This is a genomic window from Mycolicibacterium cosmeticum (assembly GCF_000613185.1).
Taxonomy (GTDB): domain Bacteria; phylum Actinomycetota; class Actinomycetes; order Mycobacteriales; family Mycobacteriaceae; genus Mycobacterium; species Mycobacterium cosmeticum.
Genome location: NZ_CCBB010000002.1, coordinates 226,960 through 245,308 on the forward strand (window position 1 = coordinate 226,960; position 18,349 = coordinate 245,308).

16 protein-coding genes are annotated in these 18,349 nt (G+C 68.9%); 8 read left to right on the plus strand and 8 right to left on the minus strand.

Annotated elements, in window-relative coordinates; genetic code table 11:
* On the minus strand, positions 1–2,169 hold the full coding sequence (locus tag BN977_RS16390) for an acyl-CoA dehydrogenase family protein (protein WP_036399633.1): 2,169 nt from the start codon (positions 2,167–2,169) through the stop codon (positions 1–3).
* Between the two features lie 124 nt (positions 2,170–2,293).
* On the opposite strand from BN977_RS16390, the gene BN977_RS16395 reads away from it, so the two are divergent.
* The 4 genes from BN977_RS16395 (at position 2,294) to BN977_RS16410 (ending at position 6,795) form a co-directional block, all read left to right on the plus strand.
* Positions 2,294–3,520, plus strand: coding sequence for an alpha/beta hydrolase (locus BN977_RS16395; RefSeq protein WP_051561591.1), 1,227 nt, complete (start codon positions 2,294–2,296; stop codon positions 3,518–3,520).
* Between the two features lie 24 nt (positions 3,521–3,544).
* A complete protein-coding gene (locus tag BN977_RS16400) occupies positions 3,545–4,960 on the plus strand; it encodes a WS/DGAT/MGAT family O-acyltransferase (protein ID WP_036399637.1) in 1,416 nt (471 codons plus the stop codon).
* A 32-nt stretch (positions 4,961–4,992) separates the two neighbouring features.
* Positions 4,993–5,757: a hypothetical protein gene (locus BN977_RS16405; RefSeq protein ID WP_036399639.1), complete on the plus strand. Its 765-nt coding sequence runs from the start codon at positions 4,993–4,995 to the stop codon at positions 5,755–5,757.
* Positions 5,758–5,880: 123 nt separating this feature from the next.
* Complete coding sequence (locus tag BN977_RS16410) at positions 5,881–6,795, plus strand: aromatic alcohol reductase (RefSeq protein WP_036400367.1); 915 nt, start codon at positions 5,881–5,883, stop codon at positions 6,793–6,795.
* Positions 6,796–6,816: 21 nt separating this feature from the next.
* On the opposite strand, the gene BN977_RS16415 is transcribed toward BN977_RS16410, so the two are convergent.
* Complete coding sequence (locus BN977_RS16415; RefSeq protein ID WP_036399642.1) at positions 6,817–8,049, minus strand: MFS transporter; 1,233 nt, start codon at positions 8,047–8,049, stop codon at positions 6,817–6,819.
* 32 nt (positions 8,050–8,081) lie between these two features.
* Entirely contained in the window at positions 8,082–8,720 is a 639-nt protein-coding gene (locus BN977_RS16420) for a GntR family transcriptional regulator (protein ID WP_024450327.1), read from the minus strand.
* Between the two features lie 179 nt (positions 8,721–8,899).
* Here BN977_RS16420 and BN977_RS16425 point away from each other — a divergent pair, with 179 nt between their 5' ends.
* From BN977_RS16425 to ppc, 4 genes are all read left to right on the plus strand, one after another.
* The gene (locus BN977_RS16425) at positions 8,900–9,295 is read left to right on the plus strand and encodes a hypothetical protein (protein WP_227456261.1); all 396 of its coding nucleotides are present in this window, start codon (positions 8,900–8,902) and stop codon (positions 9,293–9,295) included.
* Between the two features lie 185 nt (positions 9,296–9,480).
* Positions 9,481–10,296, plus strand: a complete 816-nt coding sequence (locus tag BN977_RS16430; protein ID WP_165576343.1) for a DDE-type integrase/transposase/recombinase — start codon at positions 9,481–9,483, stop codon at positions 10,294–10,296.
* A gap of 57 nt (positions 10,297–10,353) precedes the next feature.
* Positions 10,354–10,590, plus strand: coding sequence for a preprotein translocase subunit SecG (gene secG, locus BN977_RS16435; protein WP_024453902.1), 237 nt, complete (start codon positions 10,354–10,356; stop codon positions 10,588–10,590).
* A gap of 69 nt (positions 10,591–10,659) precedes the next feature.
* Complete coding sequence (gene ppc, locus BN977_RS16440; protein WP_036399648.1) at positions 10,660–13,461, plus strand: phosphoenolpyruvate carboxylase; 2,802 nt, start codon at positions 10,660–10,662, stop codon at positions 13,459–13,461.
* Positions 13,462–13,467: 6 nt separating this feature from the next.
* Here the strand turns inward: ppc and BN977_RS16445 are convergent, their stop codons facing one another.
* The 5 genes from BN977_RS16445 to tal form a co-directional block, all read right to left on the minus strand.
* Positions 13,468–13,821 carry an ATPase gene (locus BN977_RS16445; protein ID WP_036399651.1) on the minus strand — a complete coding sequence of 118 codons (354 nt, stop codon included), beginning with the start codon at positions 13,819–13,821 and terminating at the stop codon, positions 13,468–13,470.
* Positions 13,822–13,999: 178 nt separating this feature from the next.
* Positions 14,000–14,743, minus strand: a complete 744-nt coding sequence (gene pgl, locus BN977_RS16450) for a 6-phosphogluconolactonase (protein ID WP_051561593.1) — start codon at positions 14,741–14,743, stop codon at positions 14,000–14,002.
* Positions 14,736–15,647, minus strand: a complete 912-nt coding sequence (gene opcA, locus BN977_RS16455; RefSeq protein ID WP_024453905.1) for a glucose-6-phosphate dehydrogenase assembly protein OpcA — start codon at positions 15,645–15,647, stop codon at positions 14,736–14,738. The genes pgl and opcA overlap by 8 nt, the downstream gene beginning before the upstream one ends.
* A 22-nt stretch (positions 15,648–15,669) precedes the next feature.
* Entirely contained in the window at positions 15,670–17,217 is a 1,548-nt protein-coding gene (zwf, locus tag BN977_RS16460) for a glucose-6-phosphate dehydrogenase (protein ID WP_024453906.1), read from the minus strand.
* Entirely contained in the window at positions 17,214–18,329 is a 1,116-nt protein-coding gene (gene tal / locus BN977_RS16465; RefSeq protein ID WP_024453907.1) for a transaldolase, read from the minus strand. Before tal ends, zwf begins: the two co-directional genes overlap by 4 nt.
* Positions 18,330–18,349 lie beyond the last annotated feature (20 nt).

Here is an 18,349-nt window from a genome sequence, read left to right on the forward strand (position 1 = left end):
TCACTTCAGCAGCGGATCGCGGGGCAGGCCGAGGATGCGTTCGGCGATGGTGTTGCGGGTGATCTCCGAGGTGCCACCGGCGATCGTCATGGCCCGATTACCGAGATAGGTCCGGGCCAGCGTCGCCTCGGAACCCACCACCGCGGCCGGTCCGGCCAGTGCCATGCCCAGTTCGGTGAGCCGCTGGGTGTGCTCGGCCAGCAGCAGTTTGGTGACATTACCCTCGGGCCCCGGGTCGGCGCCGACGATGGCGCGGCTCACCCGGCGCAGATTCAGCAGCGGCAGGGTGTGCGCCTCGGCGATCACCGCACCGGCCTGGCGCACGTATTCGGCGGTGGTCAACGGCGGTGCGGCGTCCAGCAATCGGATCAGGTCATCGGGGGTGAAACCGGTCGGTGCGGACGAGCCGCCGCCGATCGAGATGCGCTCGTTGCCCAGCGTCGCCCGTGCCACCAGCCAGCCCTTGTTGACGTCACCGACCACATCGGCGTCCGGGACGAACACGTCGTCGAAGAAGACCTCGTTGAAATGCGCGTCGCCGGTCAGCCCGCGCAGCGGATTGACCGTCACCCCAGGGGCTTTCATGTCGATCGCCATCATGGTGACACCGGCGTGCTTGGGTGCGGCCGGATCCGTGCGCACCGTGGCCAGGCCCCACTGGCAGTGCTGGGCCAGGCTGGTCCACACTTTCTGGCCGGTGACCCGCCAGCCGCCGTCCACCCTCTTGGCGGCCGTGCGCACGGCGGCAGCATCGGAGCCGGCTTCCGGCTCGGAGAACAGCTGGCACCACATCACCTCGCCGCGCAGCACCGGTTCCACCCAACGCTGCCGCTGGTCGTCGGTGCCGGCCTGGGCGATGGTCAGCGTCACCCAGCCGGTGATGCCCATGTCCGGGATGTCGACATCCCGGAACTCTTCCTCGATCACGAGCTGTTCCAGCACGTCGGCCGCCCGGCCCCAGGGTTTCGGCCAGTGCGCCACCAGGTATCCGGAGTCGACGAGGAAATCCCGCTGCCGTTCGGCGGGCAGCCCCCGCACCGTGGCGGCGGCTTCGGCCGCGGCCGGGCGGAACCGTTCGGCCTCGGGCGGCACACGCAACGACGCGGCGCGGGCGGCCCCGCTGCGCTGGGCGTCGACGATGTCGAGTAGTGGATCGGCGCCGTCACCGAGCAGTGTCGCCAGCGTGCGGGCCCGCCGTAGGTACAGATGCGCGTCGTGTTCCCAGGTGAAGCCGATACCGCCGTGCAACTGGATATTGTTCTGCGCGTTGAACACCTGGGCCCGGATGGCATGGGCGGCCGCGATGGCCGCCGGGAACCAGGCGGCGTCCAGGTCACCGGCGCCCGCTGCCGCCCAGGTGGCCGAGGTGGCCTGCTCCGCCTCGACGAGCATGTTCGCCGCGTGGTGCTTCACGGCTTGGAAGGTGCCGATGGTCCGGCCGAATTGTTCGCGAACCTTCGCGTACTCGACCGCCATGTCCAGCGTCGCCCAGCTGAGCCCGACCGCCTCGGCCGAGGCCAGGATCCGGAACACCGTGCGGGCCCGCCGGCCGGCCCCGCGCAGCACCCGGTCGGCGGGAATCTCGGCCCCGCGCATCGACACCGCCCCCACCGAGCGGGTGGTGTCCATCGGGTCGAGCGGGGTGACGGTGACACCGGCGGCGTCGGCCCGCACGATGACCAGGTCCGCGCCGGCCGCCAGCACCAGGATGTCGGCGTCGGGGGCGCCCAGCACGGCGGGCCATTGCGCGGTCGCGGTGTGGTCGCCGCCCATCGACACCTTGATGTTCAGCCCGAGCGCGGCCTTCAGGCTACCGTCGGCGAGTCCTGGAAGCAGTTGCGCGCGAACGGAATCCGGTGCGCACCGGTCGATGACGACGGCCGCGGCGACGGTGGGCAGGAACGGCCCGGGCATCAGCGCGCGGCCGGCCACCTCGGCGACCACCACCAGTTCGGCCAGCCCGTAACCCGAACCGCCGAACTCCTCGGACAGCGCCAGCCCGTTCCATCCGAGACCGGCCCCGGCCGACCAGATGTCGGCGGCGTGCGTGCCGGGGGCGTCCAGGGTCGCGCGGGCCGCCGCGAGACTGCGCGAGCGCGCCAGTTGCCCCGCAGTCGCATCGGCCAGCTCGCGGTGCTCCCCGGTGATGGCCAGCGCAGATCTGCTCATGATCAGCGAAGTTACTCCGGCCACCGAACGCGTCAAAAGTGACACAACTCACAATCGGGTAACGCGGTATACAAGTCTGGCAAGTTGTCGCTTGGCTCCGGCGGTGCGGGGGTACTCTCGCGCCATGACGGCACCCTCCGGTCCCCAGCGCCCCGCCCCCAGCGTGTGGAGGCGCGCCCGGTGGATGATGACCGCCAGCCCCGCCGACCACGTGCTGGCGCTCACCGTCGCGTCGGCCTCGCTGCCGCTGGTCGGCAAGCGTCTGGAGCCGCTCGGCGCGGTCGCCGCGATGGGCGTGTGGGGTTTCCGGCACATGCCGGATTACTTCGCTTCGTCGGCCAGGGCCTGGATGGCCCCCGGCGGCGCCGCGGTTCGCAAAGCGCAGCGCGACCAGACCAATGCCGTCGTCCGCGACGGGCTGCGCGAGGTGGTGCCCGCAGCCGACCTGGCGGCCGTCCACTTTCCCGCGCCCGAACAGCTGCCGCCGCTGTGGAACACCGTCGCCTACCGGCGCAGCGTGTACCGCACGTCGGTGCGCTACGGCGACAGCCCGACCCAGCTGATGGACGTGTGGCGGCCCAAGGATCTGCCGTCCGAGCCGGCGCCGGTGTTGTTGTTCGTGCCCGGCGGGGCGTGGGTGCACGGCAGCCGGACGCTGCAGGGCTACGCGCTGATGGCGCATCTGGCGGCACAGGGCTGGGTGTGCCTGTCCATCGACTACCGGGTGGCCCCGCACCACCGCTGGCCCCGGCACATCCACGACGTCAAGGCGGCCATCGCCTGGGCCCGCGCCAATGTCGACAAATTCGGTGGGGATCGCGACTTCGTGGCCATCGCGGGCTGCTCGGCGGGCGGGCATCTGGCCGCACTGGCCGGGCTGACCGCCGGAGATCCCGAGTTGCAGGGCGACCTACCCGAAGGGTCGGACACCTCGGTCGACGCGGTGATCGGGATCTACGGACGCTACGACTGGGAGGACCGCTCCACCGTGGAACGGATGCGCTTCGTCGACTTCCTGGAGCGCGTGGTGGTCAAGAGCAAGATCGATCGGCACCCGGAGATCTTCCGCAAGGCCTCGCCGATCGCCCAGATCCACCGTGATGCACCGCCGTTCCTGGTGATCCACGGCAGCGGCGACACGGTCATCCCCGTCGAGCAGGCCCGCAGCTTCGTGGAACGGCTGCGCGGGGCCTCCCGCGCCGCGGTCGGTTACATCGAGTTGCCCGGGGCCGGTCATGCCTTCGACATGACCGACGGCGCCCGGACCGGGCCGATCGCCACGGCAATCGGCGTCTTCCTCGACCAGATACACCGAAACTCCCCGGCAAGACAGGCCAAAGCGGTTATATAGACGCCTCACGCGGGGAGGACGCCGGTGAAGAGGCTCAGCGGGTGGGACGCGTTCCTGCTCTACACAGAAGCGCCGAACGTGCACATGCACACCCTGAAGATCGCGGTGATCGCGCTCGACGACATCGGCGACCGCACGTTCGGCGTGCAGGAGTTCCGCCAGGTGCTGCACGGCAGGCTCTACAAGCTGGACCCGTTCCGGTACCAGCTGGTCGACATCCCGTTCAAGTTCCACCACCCGATGTGGCGGGAGCACTGTGATGTCGACCTCGAGTACCACGTTCGGCCCTGGCGGGTGGCCGCTCCCGGTGGGCGGCGCGAACTCGACGAGGCCATCGGGCAGATCGCGAGCACCCCGCTGGACCGCAGCCGCCCGCTGTGGGAGATGTACTTCGTCGAGGGGCTCGCCAACGGACGTATCGCGGTCGTGGGCAAGATCCATCACGCGCTGGCCGACGGCGTCGCCTCGGCGAATCTGCTGGCCCGCGGCATGGACCTGCAGGACGGGCCGCAGCGCGACCGCGATTCCTACGCCACCGACCCCGCCCCGTCCCGATCGGAGTTGGTGCGCTCGGCGTTCACCGACCACCTCCGCCAGATCGGCCGGCTGCCCGGGCTGATCAAGTACACCGCCGACGGCGTGGGCCGGGTTCGCCGCAGCAACCGCAAGTTCGGGCCGAAGCTGACCCGCCCGTTCACGCCGCCGCCGAGTTTCATGAACCACGTCCTGACCCCGGAGCGTCGCTTCGCCACCGCGACGCTGGCCCTCGCCGACGTCAAGTCGACCGGAAAGATGTTGGGCGCCACCATCAACGACATGGTGCTGGCCATGTCGTCGGGAGCGCTGCGGGCCTTGCAACTGCGCTACGAGGGCAAGGCCGACCATCCGCTGCTGGCCTCGGTGCCGATGAGTTTCGACTTCTCGCCGGAGCGGATCTCGGGCAACCGGTTCACCGGCGTGTTGATGGCGCTGCCGGTGGACGTCGACGACCCGCTGGAGCGGGTGCGGCGCGCCAGCGCGGACGCCGCGCTGGCGAAGGAGAGCAATCAGCTCATCGGCCCCGAACTGGTGGCGCGGTGGGCGTCGTACGTGCCCCCGGCTGCGGTCGAGGCGCTTTTCCGGCGACTGTCGGACAAGGACGGCCAGAACAAGGTGCTCAACCTGAACATCTCGAACGTGCCGGGACCGCGGCAGCAGGGCAAGGTGGGGGGCGCGACCGTCACCGAGATCTATTCGGTCGGGCCGCTGACGGCGGCCAGCGGGCTGAACATCACGGTGTGGAGTTACGTGGACCAGCTCAACATCTCGGTGTTGACGGACACCGCGACGGTGGACGATCCGCATGAGGTCACCGAGGCGATGGTGCAGGAATTCCGCGAGATACGGCGTGCGGCAGGGATTTCCGATGACCTGACGGTCATCGAGACCGCCATGGCGTGAGCCGGCACCGCGCATACGCCAGAATGACTGCCATGGAACGGCTGAGAATGCTGCGCGCCGGCGCCGCGACCGCGGTCATCACGGCGTCGATGGTGGCCGGCTGTTCGTACGGGCCGGCCAGTCCGCCGATGGCCGAGAGCAGGCCGGCCAACACCAGCACCGGACCGGCGGTGGTCTCCATCTTCCCGGGCACCGCCGCGCTGGGCACCCCGCTCACGGCGAAAGGGGCCACCGTCACGCCGCACGCCGACAACCTCGCGGTGATGCGCCTGGACGGCGGTGACGATCTGGAGCTCGGCATCCAGGTGTCGATCACCGGTGTCACCGCGCCGATCGACGTCACCGGGCCCGACGGCGGGTTCCGGCTGTACGTCAGCAGCGGTGAGCAGATTCCGGCCACGCCGGCCGCTGTCCTCAAACAACCGCCGCTGGCTTCGCCGGTCACCGCCGACGCGGACGGATGGGTGTTCTTCCGGATCACGCCCGGCACGCACGCGACCCAGCTGCAACTGCAGGCAGCGCCTGCCGGATACGGGCTGGCGCCGCAGTCGATCGCGGTGTGGCTCATGCCCGACACGTTGCCCGGCGTCGCGGCGCCCGCCCCACCGCCCCCGCCGCCGGGGGCACCGGCGCCTGCCCCGCCGCCGCCCGTGGCCGCCCCGGGCGGTGGTGGAGGCGGATTCCAGCCACCCCGGCTGCCCCCGCCGCCGCGACTACCACCCCCACCGCGGCTGCCCGCGCCGCCGCCGGTGCCGGCGCCGCCGGCCGTGGTCTGCCAACACACGTCGCTGTGCTGAAAGCCGGCCGGTCGAGCACGTCGTCGTAGAACTCGCGGGATGGGCCGCGGTGGCCTCGGTGTTGGTGCTGTCGGTGGTCGGGTGCACCCGACCACCGCCACCCCGAGAGAAACAGTGACGACCATGCCGAACGCGAATCGCCCGGACATCCTCATCATCGGCACCGGAGAGCTCGGCGCCAGCGTGCTCGCCGCGCTCAACCGTCGTGTCACCGACAACCCCGGTGTCGCATCGATCGCTGTGCTGCTGCGCCCGTCGACGGCGACGCCGGACCCGCGCGTCGAGGAGATGACCAGGCAGGGCATCACCGTCGAGCACGCGGACGTCGCCACCGCATCCGCGGCCGAACTGGCCGCGGTCATGTCGCGCTATCACACCGTGATCAGCTGCGTGGGTTTCGCGGCCGGCCCTGGCACGCAGCGCAAACTCGCCCAAGCCGCGCTCGCCGCGGGCGTAACACGCTATTTCCCATGGCAATTCGGCGTCGATTACGACGAGATCGGCCGCGGCAGTGCCCAGCCCCTGTTCGACGAACAGCTCGACGTCCGCGACTTGTTGCGCGGTCAGAGCGCCACCGAATGGGTCATCGTGTCGACCGGCATGTTCACCAGTTTCCTGTTCGAGCCGGCGTTCGGCGTTGTCGACCTGGCGACGAATACCGTGCACGCGCTGGGCAGTTGGGACAACGAGGTCACCCTCACCACGCCGGAGGACATCGGCGTGCTCACCGCCGATATCGTGTTCGCCGAACCCCGCATCCGGAATTCGGTGGTTTACCTGGCCGGCGACACGATCAGTTACCGGGAACTGGCCGACATCGTCGAGCGGGTCACCGGAACCGCCGTCACCCGCGAGGTGTGGACGACGGCGTTCCTTGCCGAGCAGTTGCGCAGGCAGCCCGAGGACACCATGCGCAAATACCGCGCGGTGTTCGCCAGGAGCACCGGCGTCGCCTGGCCGAAAGCCCAGTCCTACAACGCTGCCCGGGGTATCGACACCATCACAGCCGAGGAATGGGCGAAGGTCAACCTGACGTGATGGGCGGGGCCGGCGGTATCTCTACCGTGCCGTCGCCGGACTCAGGTGCTTGGACCAGCCCGACGCACACGCCAGGGTGCACACCGCCGCCAAGATGCCGACGGCGGTCAGCATGACCGGGTAGCTGAAGTAGTGCGCCAGCATCGCCAGCGCCGCGGGCAGCAGGAACCCGACGTAGGCCAGCGAGTAGTACACCCCGGAGATGCCGGCCAGCTCGTCGGGTTCGGCGATGCGCTGGATCTCCAACAGACCCGACACGATGGCGATGCCGTAGGCGCTGCCCAGCAGCATCGCCACCACCAGCGCGATGATCGGGGAGCGGGTGATCGCGGTGGCCACGGCCGCGAAGACGCCCGCGGCCATCAGCACCATGGACACCACCACCGCGCGGGCACTGGATCGGTCGTCCAGCCGGCGCGCGATCGGTTGCACCAGCACACCGCACAGCAGCGTCAGGGTGGTCAGTGCCGAGGTGTACAGCAGCGCCCACTGCCCGAGCCGCTCGCTGACCAGTGCCGGCACGATGGCGTAGGCGATGGCGGCCGACCCGAAGATCCATGGCGCCATGGGCACGACGACGCGCAGGAATCGGCGATGGCCGGCGGCCGGCACCCGCAATCGGCTGACCAGCGACGCGCCGTCACCGCTGGGCTCGTGCCGGGTCTCCACCGCGTACCGGATCACCACGACGAGCCCGCCGAGGCAGAGCACCGCCTGCGCGATGTACGTCAGCACCAGCGGCAGCGGGGCGAACGCGGTGAGTACCCCGGCGAACAGCGGCCCGACGCCCAGGCCCAGGGACAGCCAGATCGACGCCCGGCGGGCACCGGTTCCGGCGGAGGCCGAATCATAAGGCGCACGGGATAATTCGGTGATCCATGCCGACCCCACCGCCATCGCGATGCCCACCGCCAGGCCGCTGAGCAGCCGGCCACCGAACAGCGCCGCGAAACCCGCGTAGTCGCCGACGGCCAGGATGACACTGCCCAGCGCCGAACTGATCAAACCGGCCAGCATCACCGGGCGGCGCCCGTGCCGGTCCGACAGGGCCGAAGCGATCAGCAGCCCGGGCACCAGGCCCAACACGTAGGCGCCGAGCAGGATGTCCACGTCCACCCTGGTGTAGCCCGAGTGCTGCGCGTAGGCGATCAGCAGCGGCGTGAACTGGTTGCCACCCCAGCCGATGCAGAAGACGGCCAGCGCGACGGCCCGCCAGGCTTTCATGTCGGCGCCGGAGCGCCTCGGGGGTTTCATGTCGGCGCCGGAGCGCCTGAGAGGCTGCACGTTCACAGCACCACCCCGTACGTCGTCTGCAGGTGGGCCAGCAGCAGCATCTCGAACTCGGCCAGGTCGCGCCGCTGGATCGCGTCGGCCAAGCGGCCGTGCTCGTCGATCAACCGGGCCGCGCGTGCGGTGTCGGAGCGCACCACCGACGCCATCATCCGGCGCTGCCGATCGCGCAGTGACCCGTAGAAGCGCTGCCCGATCGCATTGCCGGCCGCCTCGACGATGCGGTGATGGAAGGCGTCGTCGGCGGCGGCGAACCGGTGTTCATCCCCGGCCGCGGCACCCTCGCGCTGGGCGCTGATCAGGTCGGTCAGCTCGGCGAACAACGCCTCGAGGGTGTCGGATGTCCGGCACAGGCGGCGCACCGCCGACGATTCCAGCGCCAGACGCATCTCCAACAGATCGGTGGCTTCGCGCGGCGGCACCGGCACCACCACCGCACCGCGGCGCGGGAGCAGTTCCAGCAGGTCCTCGGCGGCCAGGCGGAGGAACGCCTCGTGCACGGGCGTCCGGCTCACCCCGAGCGCAGCGGCGACCTCGACCTCGCTGAGCAGCTGTCCACCGCGTACCGCACCGGACAGGATCTGGTCCTTGGTGGCCTGGTAGGCGCGCTGCCCGCTGGAGTCTCCGTCGCTCATGGAGACCAACCCTACGCCGCTTGCATGCAACCTTGCATGCAAGCTGCGTCACACCTCTCTTGCGATTTCGGCGCGCATGACGGCGGTGGCCCTCTTTGCCAGGCTGGTTGTGAGTCAGTTTCGCAACCAGCCTGGAGGGGTGTGTGTCGATTAGTCCGGGGTTCACGACTGAGGAGATCGTGGAGTTTGTCGCCGAGTATCACCGGCAGCCGTGGGGGCAGAAGGGCTCTTGGCTTGCCGAGAAGGGCTTTTCCAGTGACCGGATGAGGCGGTGGCAGTCGGCTCTTTTTGATGGTGATCTCGACCGGGGCTTGATTCCGCGAGAGGGTGGTCCCAGGACTGCTCAAGGGAAACGGATCTCGATGGCCAAACAGCGTGACGCGCGGATCGCCCGCGACGAAGCCGAGATCGCACGCCTGCACGCTCGGGTGCGCGAACTCGAAGCGAGCAACGACGCGTTGGGAAAAGCTATCGGGCTCTTGCACGAGATGAACGTGCCCGAGCCCGACGCTACCCCGACGATCACCGATCTCGACGATTCCTCGACCTGGAGAACCGACTCGTCGTCGAGCTGACCGCGGCGTTGGGGTCCCAGCGTCAGGCGTTGACGATGATCGAGTTGTCCCGGTCTAGCTGGTACTACCGATCGCACCCGCGCAGCAGGGTCTGCGATCCGGTGCCGCAGAAGGATCGGGGGTACCCCTCACGCATCGGTTCCGCTGAGCGCGCGAGGATCGAAAGCGAGATCCTGGCTGGCTGGATGGCTGGGGTCTCGGTCGATCACGCCTTCGCCACGGCGTGGGATGCCGGGGTGCTACTGGCCTCGCGGCGATCGTGGTGGCGCATTGCGGCGGCGATCAACGATCAAAGTGCACGTCCGCTCGCGCCGACCCGCAGGAAGAACACCACACCCCGTCCGGTGCCGGTGCTCAAAGCAACTGGTCCCCAACAGGTTTGGAGTTGGGACATCACCGACCTGCGTACCCCGTGGCGAGGTGTGGCGTTCAAGGCGTACTCGATCATCGACATCTACTCCCGCAAGATCGTGGGCTGGCGGGTCGAGGAACGTGAATGCGATGACCTGGCCGTGGACATGTTCGAGGCGGCGTTCGCCGATCACGGACTGCCCGCTGTGGTGCACGCCGATTCCGGGCCGGCGATGCGTTCGAGCGCACTCAAGGACCTGCTGGCCGACCTCGGCGTCGGACAGACCCACAACCGGCCCCACGTGAGTAACGACAACCCGTTCTCCGAATCGGAGTTCCGGACCATGAAGTACCGGCCCAACTACCCCGGTGTCTTCGATCATCTCGATGCCGCCCGAGCCTGGGTGAGCGCCTATATCGGCTGGTACAACACCCACCACCGCCACAGTGGCATCGCGCTATTCACTCCCGACCAGGTGCACAGCGGAGCGTGGACCCGGCAATGGGAACGCCGCGATCACGCTCTCCAGACCTACTACAACACCCATCCCGAACGGTTCCGAAACCGCCCGCACACCAAGACGCCCAACCTCGTCGTTGGGATCAACCTGCCCGCCGAAAACGAGCACAACCGACTCCACGCAGCTTGACAACGCCCGTGGACGCGGGTTTCCGCGCCGAAATCACCTCCGTGTAGGCTGACCGCCATGGAACTCGCCCTGCAGATCACCCTCGTCGTCACCAGTGTCCTGGTGGTGCTGTTGGTGCTGCTGCATCGCGCCAAGGGTGGCGGCCTGTCCACCCTGTTCGGTGGTGGCGTCCAGTCCAGCCTGTCCGGCTCGACGGTGGTGGAGAAGAACCTGGACCGGCTGACCTACTTCGTGGTCGGCATCTGGGTGGTGTCCATCATCGGTATGGCGCTGCGCATCAAGTACAACGTCTGACGCCGGCGGCTTACCGAGTCCGCCGGTCTCGCCATGCGTGGCCGAAGCGGCCCGTCGATAATTGTGGACATGGCTGAGAACGGACGCGTGGACACGGTGCTCGAACCGATCGGATCGGTGCGGCGTACCAGCGTCGGCCGGGAAGCCACCGAACCGATGCGCGAGGACATCCGGTTGCTGGGGGCCATCCTCGGCGACACCGTCCGCGAGCAGAACGGCGACGTGGTCTTCGATCTGGTGGAGCGGGCCCGGGTCGGTTCGTTCCAGGTGCGCCGCTCCGAGCTCGACCGCACCGACCTGGCGCGGCTCTTCACCGGTATCGACATCCATCTGGCCATCCCGGTGATCCGGGCGTTCACCCATTTCGCCCTGCTGGCCAACGTCGCCGAGGACATCCACCGCGAACGGCGCCGGGCCGTCCACGTCGCGTCCGGCGAACCGCCGCAGAACAGCAGCCTGGCCGCCACCTACGGCAAGCTGGCCGATGCCGACCTGGACGGGGACGCCGTCGGTCAGGCCTTGCGCGGTGCGCTGGTTTCTCCGGTGATCACCGCCCATCCCACCGAAACCCGCCGCCGGACCGTCTTCGACACCCAGCACCGGATCACCGAGCTGATGCGGCTGCGGCTGCACGGCCAGACCAGCACCGCGGACGGCCGCGATATCGAGACCGAACTGCGCAGGCACATCCTCACGCTGTGGCAGACGGCCCTGGTGCGGTTGTCGCGGCTGAAGATCTCCGACGAGATCGAGACCGGCCTGCGCTACTACCAGGCGGCATTCCTCGAGGTGATCCCCGCGGTCAACGCCGAGGTACGGACCGCGCTGGAGACGCTGTTCCCCGGGGCGGGACTGCTGGCCGAGCCGATCCTGCGGCCCGGGTCGTGGATCGGCGGCGACCGCGACGGTAACCCCAACGTGAACGCCGATATCGTCCGGCTCGCGACCGGGCGGGCCGCCCACACCGCGATCGCGCACTATTTCGGTGAGCTCACGGCGCTGGAACAGGAACTGTCCATGTCGGCGCGGCTGGTGCACGTGTCCGAGGAGCTGCTCGGCCTCACCGCGCTGTGTACCGAGCCGGCCCGAGCCGACGAACCCTACCGCCGCGCGCTGCGCGTCATCCACGCCCGGCTGACCGCGACCGCCGCGGCCATTCTCGACGAGCAGCCCGCGGATGCGCTGGACCTCGGCTTGGAACCGTACGTCACGCCCGCCGAGTTGCTGGCCGACCTGGATGTCGTGGACGCGTCGCTGCGGGCCAACGGCAGCGCCGTGCTGGCCGACGACCGGCTGAGCCGATTGCGAGAAGCGGTGCGGGTCTTCGGGTTCCACCTGTCCGGGTTGGACATGCGGCAGAACTCCGAGGTGCACGAACAGGTGATCGCCGAGCTGCTGGCCTGGGCCGGGGTGCACCCGGACTACACCTCGCTGGCCGAGGACGAACGGGTGGCGCTGCTGGCCGCCGAGATCGCCACCCGCCGGCCGCTCATCGGCGAGGGCGCCGAACTGTCCGAGCTGGCCCGCAAGGAACTGGGCATCGTCGCGGCCGCGGCACGCGCGGTGAAGGTACTCGGACCGCAGGCGGTGCCCAACTACATCATCTCGATGTGCCAGTCGGTCTCCGACATGCTGGAAGCCGCCGTCCTGCTCAAAGAGGCTGGCCTGCTGGATGTTTCGGGTGAGCACCCGTACTCCCCGGTGGGTATCGTGCCGCTCTTCGAGACGATCGACGACCTGCAGCGCGGGTCCGGGATCCTGGAGGCGGTGCTCGACCTGCCGGTGTATCGGGCCATGGTCTCCGCCCGCGACGACCACCAGGAGGTGATGCTCGGGTACTCGGATTCCAACAAGGACGGTGGGTACCTGGCGGCCAACTGGGCGCTGTACCGGGCCGAACTCGAACTCGTCGAATCGGCCCGCAAGACCGGGATCAGGTTGCGGCTGTTCCACGGCCGCGGCGGCACCGTCGGCCGCGGCGGTGGCCCCAGCTACGACGCGATCCTGGCCCAGCCGCCGGGGGCGGTGAACGGCTCGCTGCGCATCACCGAACAGGGCGAGGTGATCGCCGCGAAATACGCCGAACCGCGGATCGCCCACCGCAACCTGGAGACGCTGCTGGCGGCGACGCTGGAATCCACCCTGCTCGACGTCGAGGGGCTGGGGGAGGCGGCCGAGCCGGCCTACCAGGTGCTCGACGACCTGGCCGCCCGGGCCCAGCGCGCGTACGCCGAATTGGTGCACGAGACACCGGGTTTCGTCGACTACTTCAAGGCCTCCACCCCGGTCAGCGAGATCGGCGCGCTCAACATCGGCAGCCGGCCCACCTCACGCAAACCGACCACGGCCATCTCGGACCTGCGGGCCATCCCGTGGGTGCTGGCCTGGAGCCAATCCCGGGTGATGCTGCCCGGCTGGTACGGCACCGGCACGGCGTTCGAGGAGTTCATCGCGGGCGGAGATGGCCGGCTTGAGGTGCTGCAGGACCTCTACGAGCGGTGGCCGTTCTTCCGCACCGTGCTGTCGAACATGGCGCAGGTGCTGGCGAAGTCCGACATGGGGTTGGCCGCCCGGTATTCGGAATTGGTGGAGGACGAGGCGCTGCGGGCGCGTGTCTTCGACAAGATCCTGGCCGAGCACGACCGGACCATCCGGATGCATCGGCTGATCACCGGTCAGGACGACCTGCTGGCCGACAACCCCGCCCTGGCCCGGTCGGTGTTCAACCGCTTCCCGTACCTGGAACCGCTGAATCACCTGCAGGTGGAGTTGCTGCGGCGGCACCGGGCCGGGGACACCGACGAGCTGGTGCAGCGCGGCATCCTGCTGACCATGAGCGGGCTGGCCACCGCGCTGCGCAACTCCGGCTGAGATCTTCTAGGGCCGCAACCGCCCGAACACCCGGCGCACGGCGTTCTCCGTCGCGGCCACCGGAGCCAGCATCGTCTCTCCGACACCGACCATCACCTCGACCCGCTCGACGATGCGCTCCATCCGCTCCAGCACCCCGAACAACCGCGGGGCGAGCTCGTCGATGCGGGTGATCGTCTCGTTGAACCGCGCCATGGTGGTGTCCAGGCCGCCGATGGACTTGTTGAGGTCCACCACCGTCACCTCCAGGTCGGCCAGCAGCGCCTCGACCTGCCCGACGGTCATGTCTGCGTTCAGGGCGGCCTGGGTGAGCGTCTTGATGCGTTGCCGTCCGCCCTTGCCCGCCGTGGGGTCTGCCATGACAGTCAGTATGGCCGGAGCCGGAACCTGGGCGGGGGATGCTGCGTCTGAACGGAGATGAGCACCTCATGCACGTTCCGCTGGCGCGACCCGATGCCGACGGCCGAAGCGGCAGCCGAATACCTGGCCGGTTACCGCGACGCGCACACCGACGCGCCGCCGCGCGCCGAGTGAGCCGTCACAGCTTGGCGGCGGCCGCCTCGTCGAGCAGCCACACCGTCTTCTGCTTGCCGACCGCACCCGCCGCCGGGACGTCGACCGGGGCGGCGCCGCCGAGCGCCGCGGCGACGGCTTCGGCCTTCTCCGAACCGGCGACCACCAGCCACACCTCGCGGGCCCGCGCCACGGCGGGCAACGTCAGGGTGATCCGCCGGGGCGGCGGCTTGGGCGAGTCGGTCACGGCGACGACGAGCCGGCTGGTTTCCCGAACCGCCGGCGTATCGGGGAACAACGAGTTGATGTGCCCCTCACCGCCCATGCCCAGCAGATGCACGTCGAATTCGGCGGGCAGCAGCTTTTCGTATGCGGCGGCGGCGGCGTCGATATCGTCGCCGAACTCGCCGTCGCTGGCCGCCATCGCGTGCACATTCGCCGCCGGGATGTCGATGCTCTCCAGCAGCGCCTCACGGGCCTGCTTGACGTTGCGGTCGTCGTCGGCGGCGGGCACGAAACGCTCGTCCCCCCAGAACAACTGCACCTTGGACCAGTCGATCTCGGTGCTGAATCCGGCCACGTGGCGCAGCAGCGCGATGCCGACCGTACCGCCGGTCAGCACGATCGCGGCCTCGCCGCGGTTGGCGATCGCCGACGTGATGGCGCCGACCAGCCGGGCACCGGCGGCCGCCGCCAATTCGGCTGCGTCGAGGTAGGTTTCGGTCACCTGCTCGGGCTGGTTCTGGTCAGACTGGTTCTGGTCAGACATATGTCACCTTGTCGATTCCCTGCAGTGCTTCCTGATAGATCTCGTCGGCGTCCAGGCGGCGCATGTCCTCGGCCAGACAGTCCCGGGTCTCCCTGCGGGCCAACGGGATCTGCGCGTCCGGCCGCCCGGTACGGGTCAGCGTCGCGGTCACGCCGGTCTGCGGGCGGCTCAGCACGATGGTCTCGCTCGCCCGGTTCAGTTCGACCTTGAGCTCACCGACCGCACGGGACACCGGGCATTCCAGCCGACCGGCCAGCCACCCGGCCAGGATGTCCAGGGCCGGTTCTTCTTTCAGCCCTGACACCAACACCGAGGTGATCGGCTCGTAGGGTGCCTGGTCCAGCGTGGCGGCCAGCAGCGCCCGCCAATAGGTGATGCGGCTCCATGCCAGGTCGGTGTCACCGGGGGTGTATCCCGCCAGCCGGCTCTTGATGCAGGCCAAGGGGTCCTCGCCGTTGGTGGCATCGGTGATGCGGCGGATCGCCAGCTTGCCCAGCGGATCCTGCGCGGGCACCCGCGGCGCCAGGTCCGGCCACCACGTCACCACCGGGGTGTCGGGCAGCAGGAACGGGATCACCACGCTGCTGGCATGGTTGGCCAGCGGTCCGGACAGCCGCAGCACCACCACCTCGTTGGCGCCGGCGTCGCGGCCCACCCGCAGCTGGGCGTCCAGCCGTGGTTCGGTGGTCAGCCGGTCACCGGGGATGACGACGATGACGCGGCAGGGATGCTCGCGGCTGGCGGCGTTGGCGGCCTCGATCGACTCCTCCAGCAGCGACTCGCTGTCGGGGGCGACCACCAGCGTCAGTACCCGGCCCAACGTGATCGCGCCGCCCTCTTCGCGCAGCGCGACGATCTTCTTGTTGATGGCACCGGTATTGGTGTCGGGCAGGTCGACGATCACGGCTCGGCTCCTTCTCGGATCATCACGGCCGCCGCCATTCACGGCCGGACCGGTGCAGCATCTCGAACGCCGAATCCGGCCCCCAGGTCCCGGACTCGTACGGGTCCGGCTTTCCATGCGTCGCCCAGTACTCGAGCGCGGGATCGAGGATCTTCCAGGACAATTCGACCTCGGCGTTGACCGGGAACAGCGACGGCTCGCCCAGCAGCACATCGAGGATCAGCCGTTCGTAGGCCTCCGGCGACTCCTCGGCGAACGCCGAACCATAGGAGAAGTCCATGCTGACATCGCGGACCTCCATGATGTGTCCGGGCACCTTGGAGCCGAACCGCAGGGTGATGCCCTCGTCCGGCTGCACCCGGATCACCAGGGCGTTCTGGCCCAGCTCGTCGGTCATGGTGGCGTCGAACGGCAGGTGCGGTGCCCGCTTGAACAGCAGTGCGATCTCGGTCACCCTGCGGCCCAACCGTTTTCCGGTCCGCAGATAGAACGGCACCCCGGCCCAGCGGCGGGTGTCCACCTCCAGGGTGATGGCCGCGAACGTCTCGGTGGTCGAGGTCTGCGAGAAGCCCTCCTCGTCCAACAACCCGACGACCTTCTCGCCACCCTGCCAGCCGGCGACGTACTGCCCGCGTGAGGTGGTCTGGTCCAGCGGCTCGACCAGTTTGGTGGCCGAGAGCACCTTGATCTTCTCGGCCTGCAGTTCGGCGGGGGAGAAGCTCACCGGCTCCTCCAGCGCCGTCAGCGCCAGCAACTGCAACAGGTGGTTCTGGATGACGTCACGCGCCGCGCCCACCCCGTCGTAGTAGCCGCCGCGGCCACCCAGGCCGATGTCCTCGGCCATGGTGATCTGCACGCTGTCGACGTAGTGCGAGTTCCACACCGGCTCGAACAACTCGTTGGCGAACCGCAACGCCAGGATGTTCTGGACCGTCTCCTTACCCAGGTAGTGGTCGATGCGGAACACCGAGGACTCCGGGAACACGCTGTTGACGACGGCGTTGAGTTCCTCGGCGCTCTTGAGGTCGTGCCCGAACGGTTTTTCGATGACCACCCGGCTCCAGCTACCTTCGGGCTTCTCGGCCAGCCCCGACTTCGAAAGCTGTTCGCACACCTGGGGGAACGCCTTCGGCGGGATCGACAGGTAGAACGCGTGGTTGCCGCTGGTGCCGCGCTCGGCGTCCAGCTTGTGCAGGGTGTCCTTCAACCGCTCGAAGGACGCCTCGTCGTCGAATGTGCCCTGCACGAACCGGAATCCCTCGGCCAGCCTGTCCCACACCTCCTGGCGGAACGGGGTCCGGGCGTGCTGCTGCACCGCTTCGTAGACGATCTTGCCGAAATCTTCGTCCGCCCAGTCGCGCCGGGCGAACCCGACCAGCGCGAAACTGGGCGGCAGCAGGCCGCGGTTGGCCAGGTCGTAGATCGCGGGCATCAGCTTCTTGCGGGCCAGGTCGCCGGTGACCCCGAAGATCACCACCGCACATGGTCCCGCGATGCGGGGCATCCGCTTGTCGCGCTTGTCCCGCAACGGGTTCTGCCATGCGGGACCTGTGCCGGTGGTCGCTGTCATCGCTTTGCGGCGTCCAGCTGTCCCTGCGTGGCCTCGAGCAGTTCGCCCCAGGATTTCTCGAACTTGTCGACGCCCTCGTTCTCCAGCACCAGGAACACATCGGTGAGGTCGACGCCGATGGCCGACAGCTTGTCGAAGACCTGCTGCGACGCCTCGGCGGTACCGCTGATGGTGTCCCCGGTGATCACGCCGTGGTCGGCGACGGCTTCCAGGGTCTTCTCCGGCATGGTGTTCACCGTGTCGGCCGCGACCAGTTCGGTGACGTACAGGGTGTCGGAGTAGTCCGGGTTCTTGACGCCGGTGGAGGCCCACAACGGGCGCTGCACGCGGGCGCCGGACTCCTTGAGCTTGGCGAACCGCTCACCGCCGAACACCTCTTCGTAGGCGGCGTAGGCCAGCCGGGCGTTGGCCACACCGGCCTGCCCGCGCAACGCCAGGGCCTCCTCCGAACCCAGCTTGTCCAGCCGGGCGTCGATCTCGGTGTCCACCCGGGAGACGAAGAACGAAGCGACGGAATGGATCTTGGACAGGTCGTGGCCTGCCTCCTTCGCCTTCTCCAGCCCCTCCAGGTAGGCGTCCATCACCGCGCGATGCCGCTCCACCGAGAAGATCAGGGTGACGTTGACCGAGATGCCCTCGGCGATCACCGCGGTGATGGCGGGCAGGCCGGCCAGCGTGGCCGGGATCTTGATGAGCAGGTTCGGCCGGTCGACGATCTTCCACAGCTCGATGGCCTGCAGGATCGTCTTGTCGGTGTCGTGCGCCAGCCGCGGATCGACCTCGATGGACACCCGGCCGTCCACGCCGCCGGAGGCCTCGTAGGTCTTGGCCAGCACGTCGCAGGCATTGCGGACGTCGTCGGTGGTGACGGTGCGGATGGTGGCATCCACGTCGGCGCCGCGCTCGGCCAGCTCCTTGACCTGCGCGTCGTAGGCGGTGCCCTTCGACAGCGCGGCCTGGAAGATGGACGGGTTGGTGGTGACGCCGACGACGCTGCGGGTGTCGATCAGCTGCTGCAGGTTGCCGGTCTGCAGCCGGTCACGGGACAGGTCGTCGAGCCATACGGATACGCCCGCGGCGCTCAGCGCCGCGAGGTTCGGGTTCTGGGTCATGAGTTTTCTGCCTTTTCTTC

Coding starts and splice junctions, on each gene's coding strand:
- BN977_RS16410 (WP_036400367.1), top strand. CDS start 5,881: ATGCCGAACGCGAATCGCCCGGACATCCTCATCATCGGCACCGGAGAG.
- ppc (WP_036399648.1), top strand. CDS start 10,660: ATGGCTGAGAACGGACGCGTGGACACGGTGCTCGAACCGATCGGATCG.
- BN977_RS16445 (WP_036399651.1), bottom strand. CDS start 13,821: ATGGCAGACCCCACGGCGGGCAAGGGCGGACGGCAACGCATCAAGACG.
- BN977_RS16405 (WP_036399639.1), top strand. CDS start 4,993: ATGGAACGGCTGAGAATGCTGCGCGCCGGCGCCGCGACCGCGGTCATC.
- BN977_RS16430 (WP_165576343.1), top strand. CDS start 9,481: ATGGCTGGGGTCTCGGTCGATCACGCCTTCGCCACGGCGTGGGATGCC.
- tal (WP_024453907.1), bottom strand. CDS start 18,329: ATGACCCAGAACCCGAACCTCGCGGCGCTGAGCGCCGCGGGCGTATCC.
- zwf (WP_024453906.1), bottom strand. CDS start 17,217: ATGACAGCGACCACCGGCACAGGTCCCGCATGGCAGAACCCGTTGCGG.
- BN977_RS16395 (WP_051561591.1), top strand. CDS start 2,294: ATGACGGCACCCTCCGGTCCCCAGCGCCCCGCCCCCAGCGTGTGGAGG.
- BN977_RS16415 (WP_036399642.1), bottom strand. CDS start 8,049: ATGAAACCCCCGAGGCGCTCCGGCGCCGACATGAAAGCCTGGCGGGCC.
- secG (WP_024453902.1), top strand. CDS start 10,354: ATGGAACTCGCCCTGCAGATCACCCTCGTCGTCACCAGTGTCCTGGTG.
- pgl (WP_051561593.1), bottom strand. CDS start 14,743: ATGTCTGACCAGAACCAGTCTGACCAGAACCAGCCCGAGCAGGTGACC.
- BN977_RS16390 (WP_036399633.1), bottom strand. CDS start 2,169: ATGAGCAGATCTGCGCTGGCCATCACCGGGGAGCACCGCGAGCTGGCC.
- BN977_RS16420 (WP_024450327.1), bottom strand. CDS start 8,720: ATGAGCGACGGAGACTCCAGCGGGCAGCGCGCCTACCAGGCCACCAAG.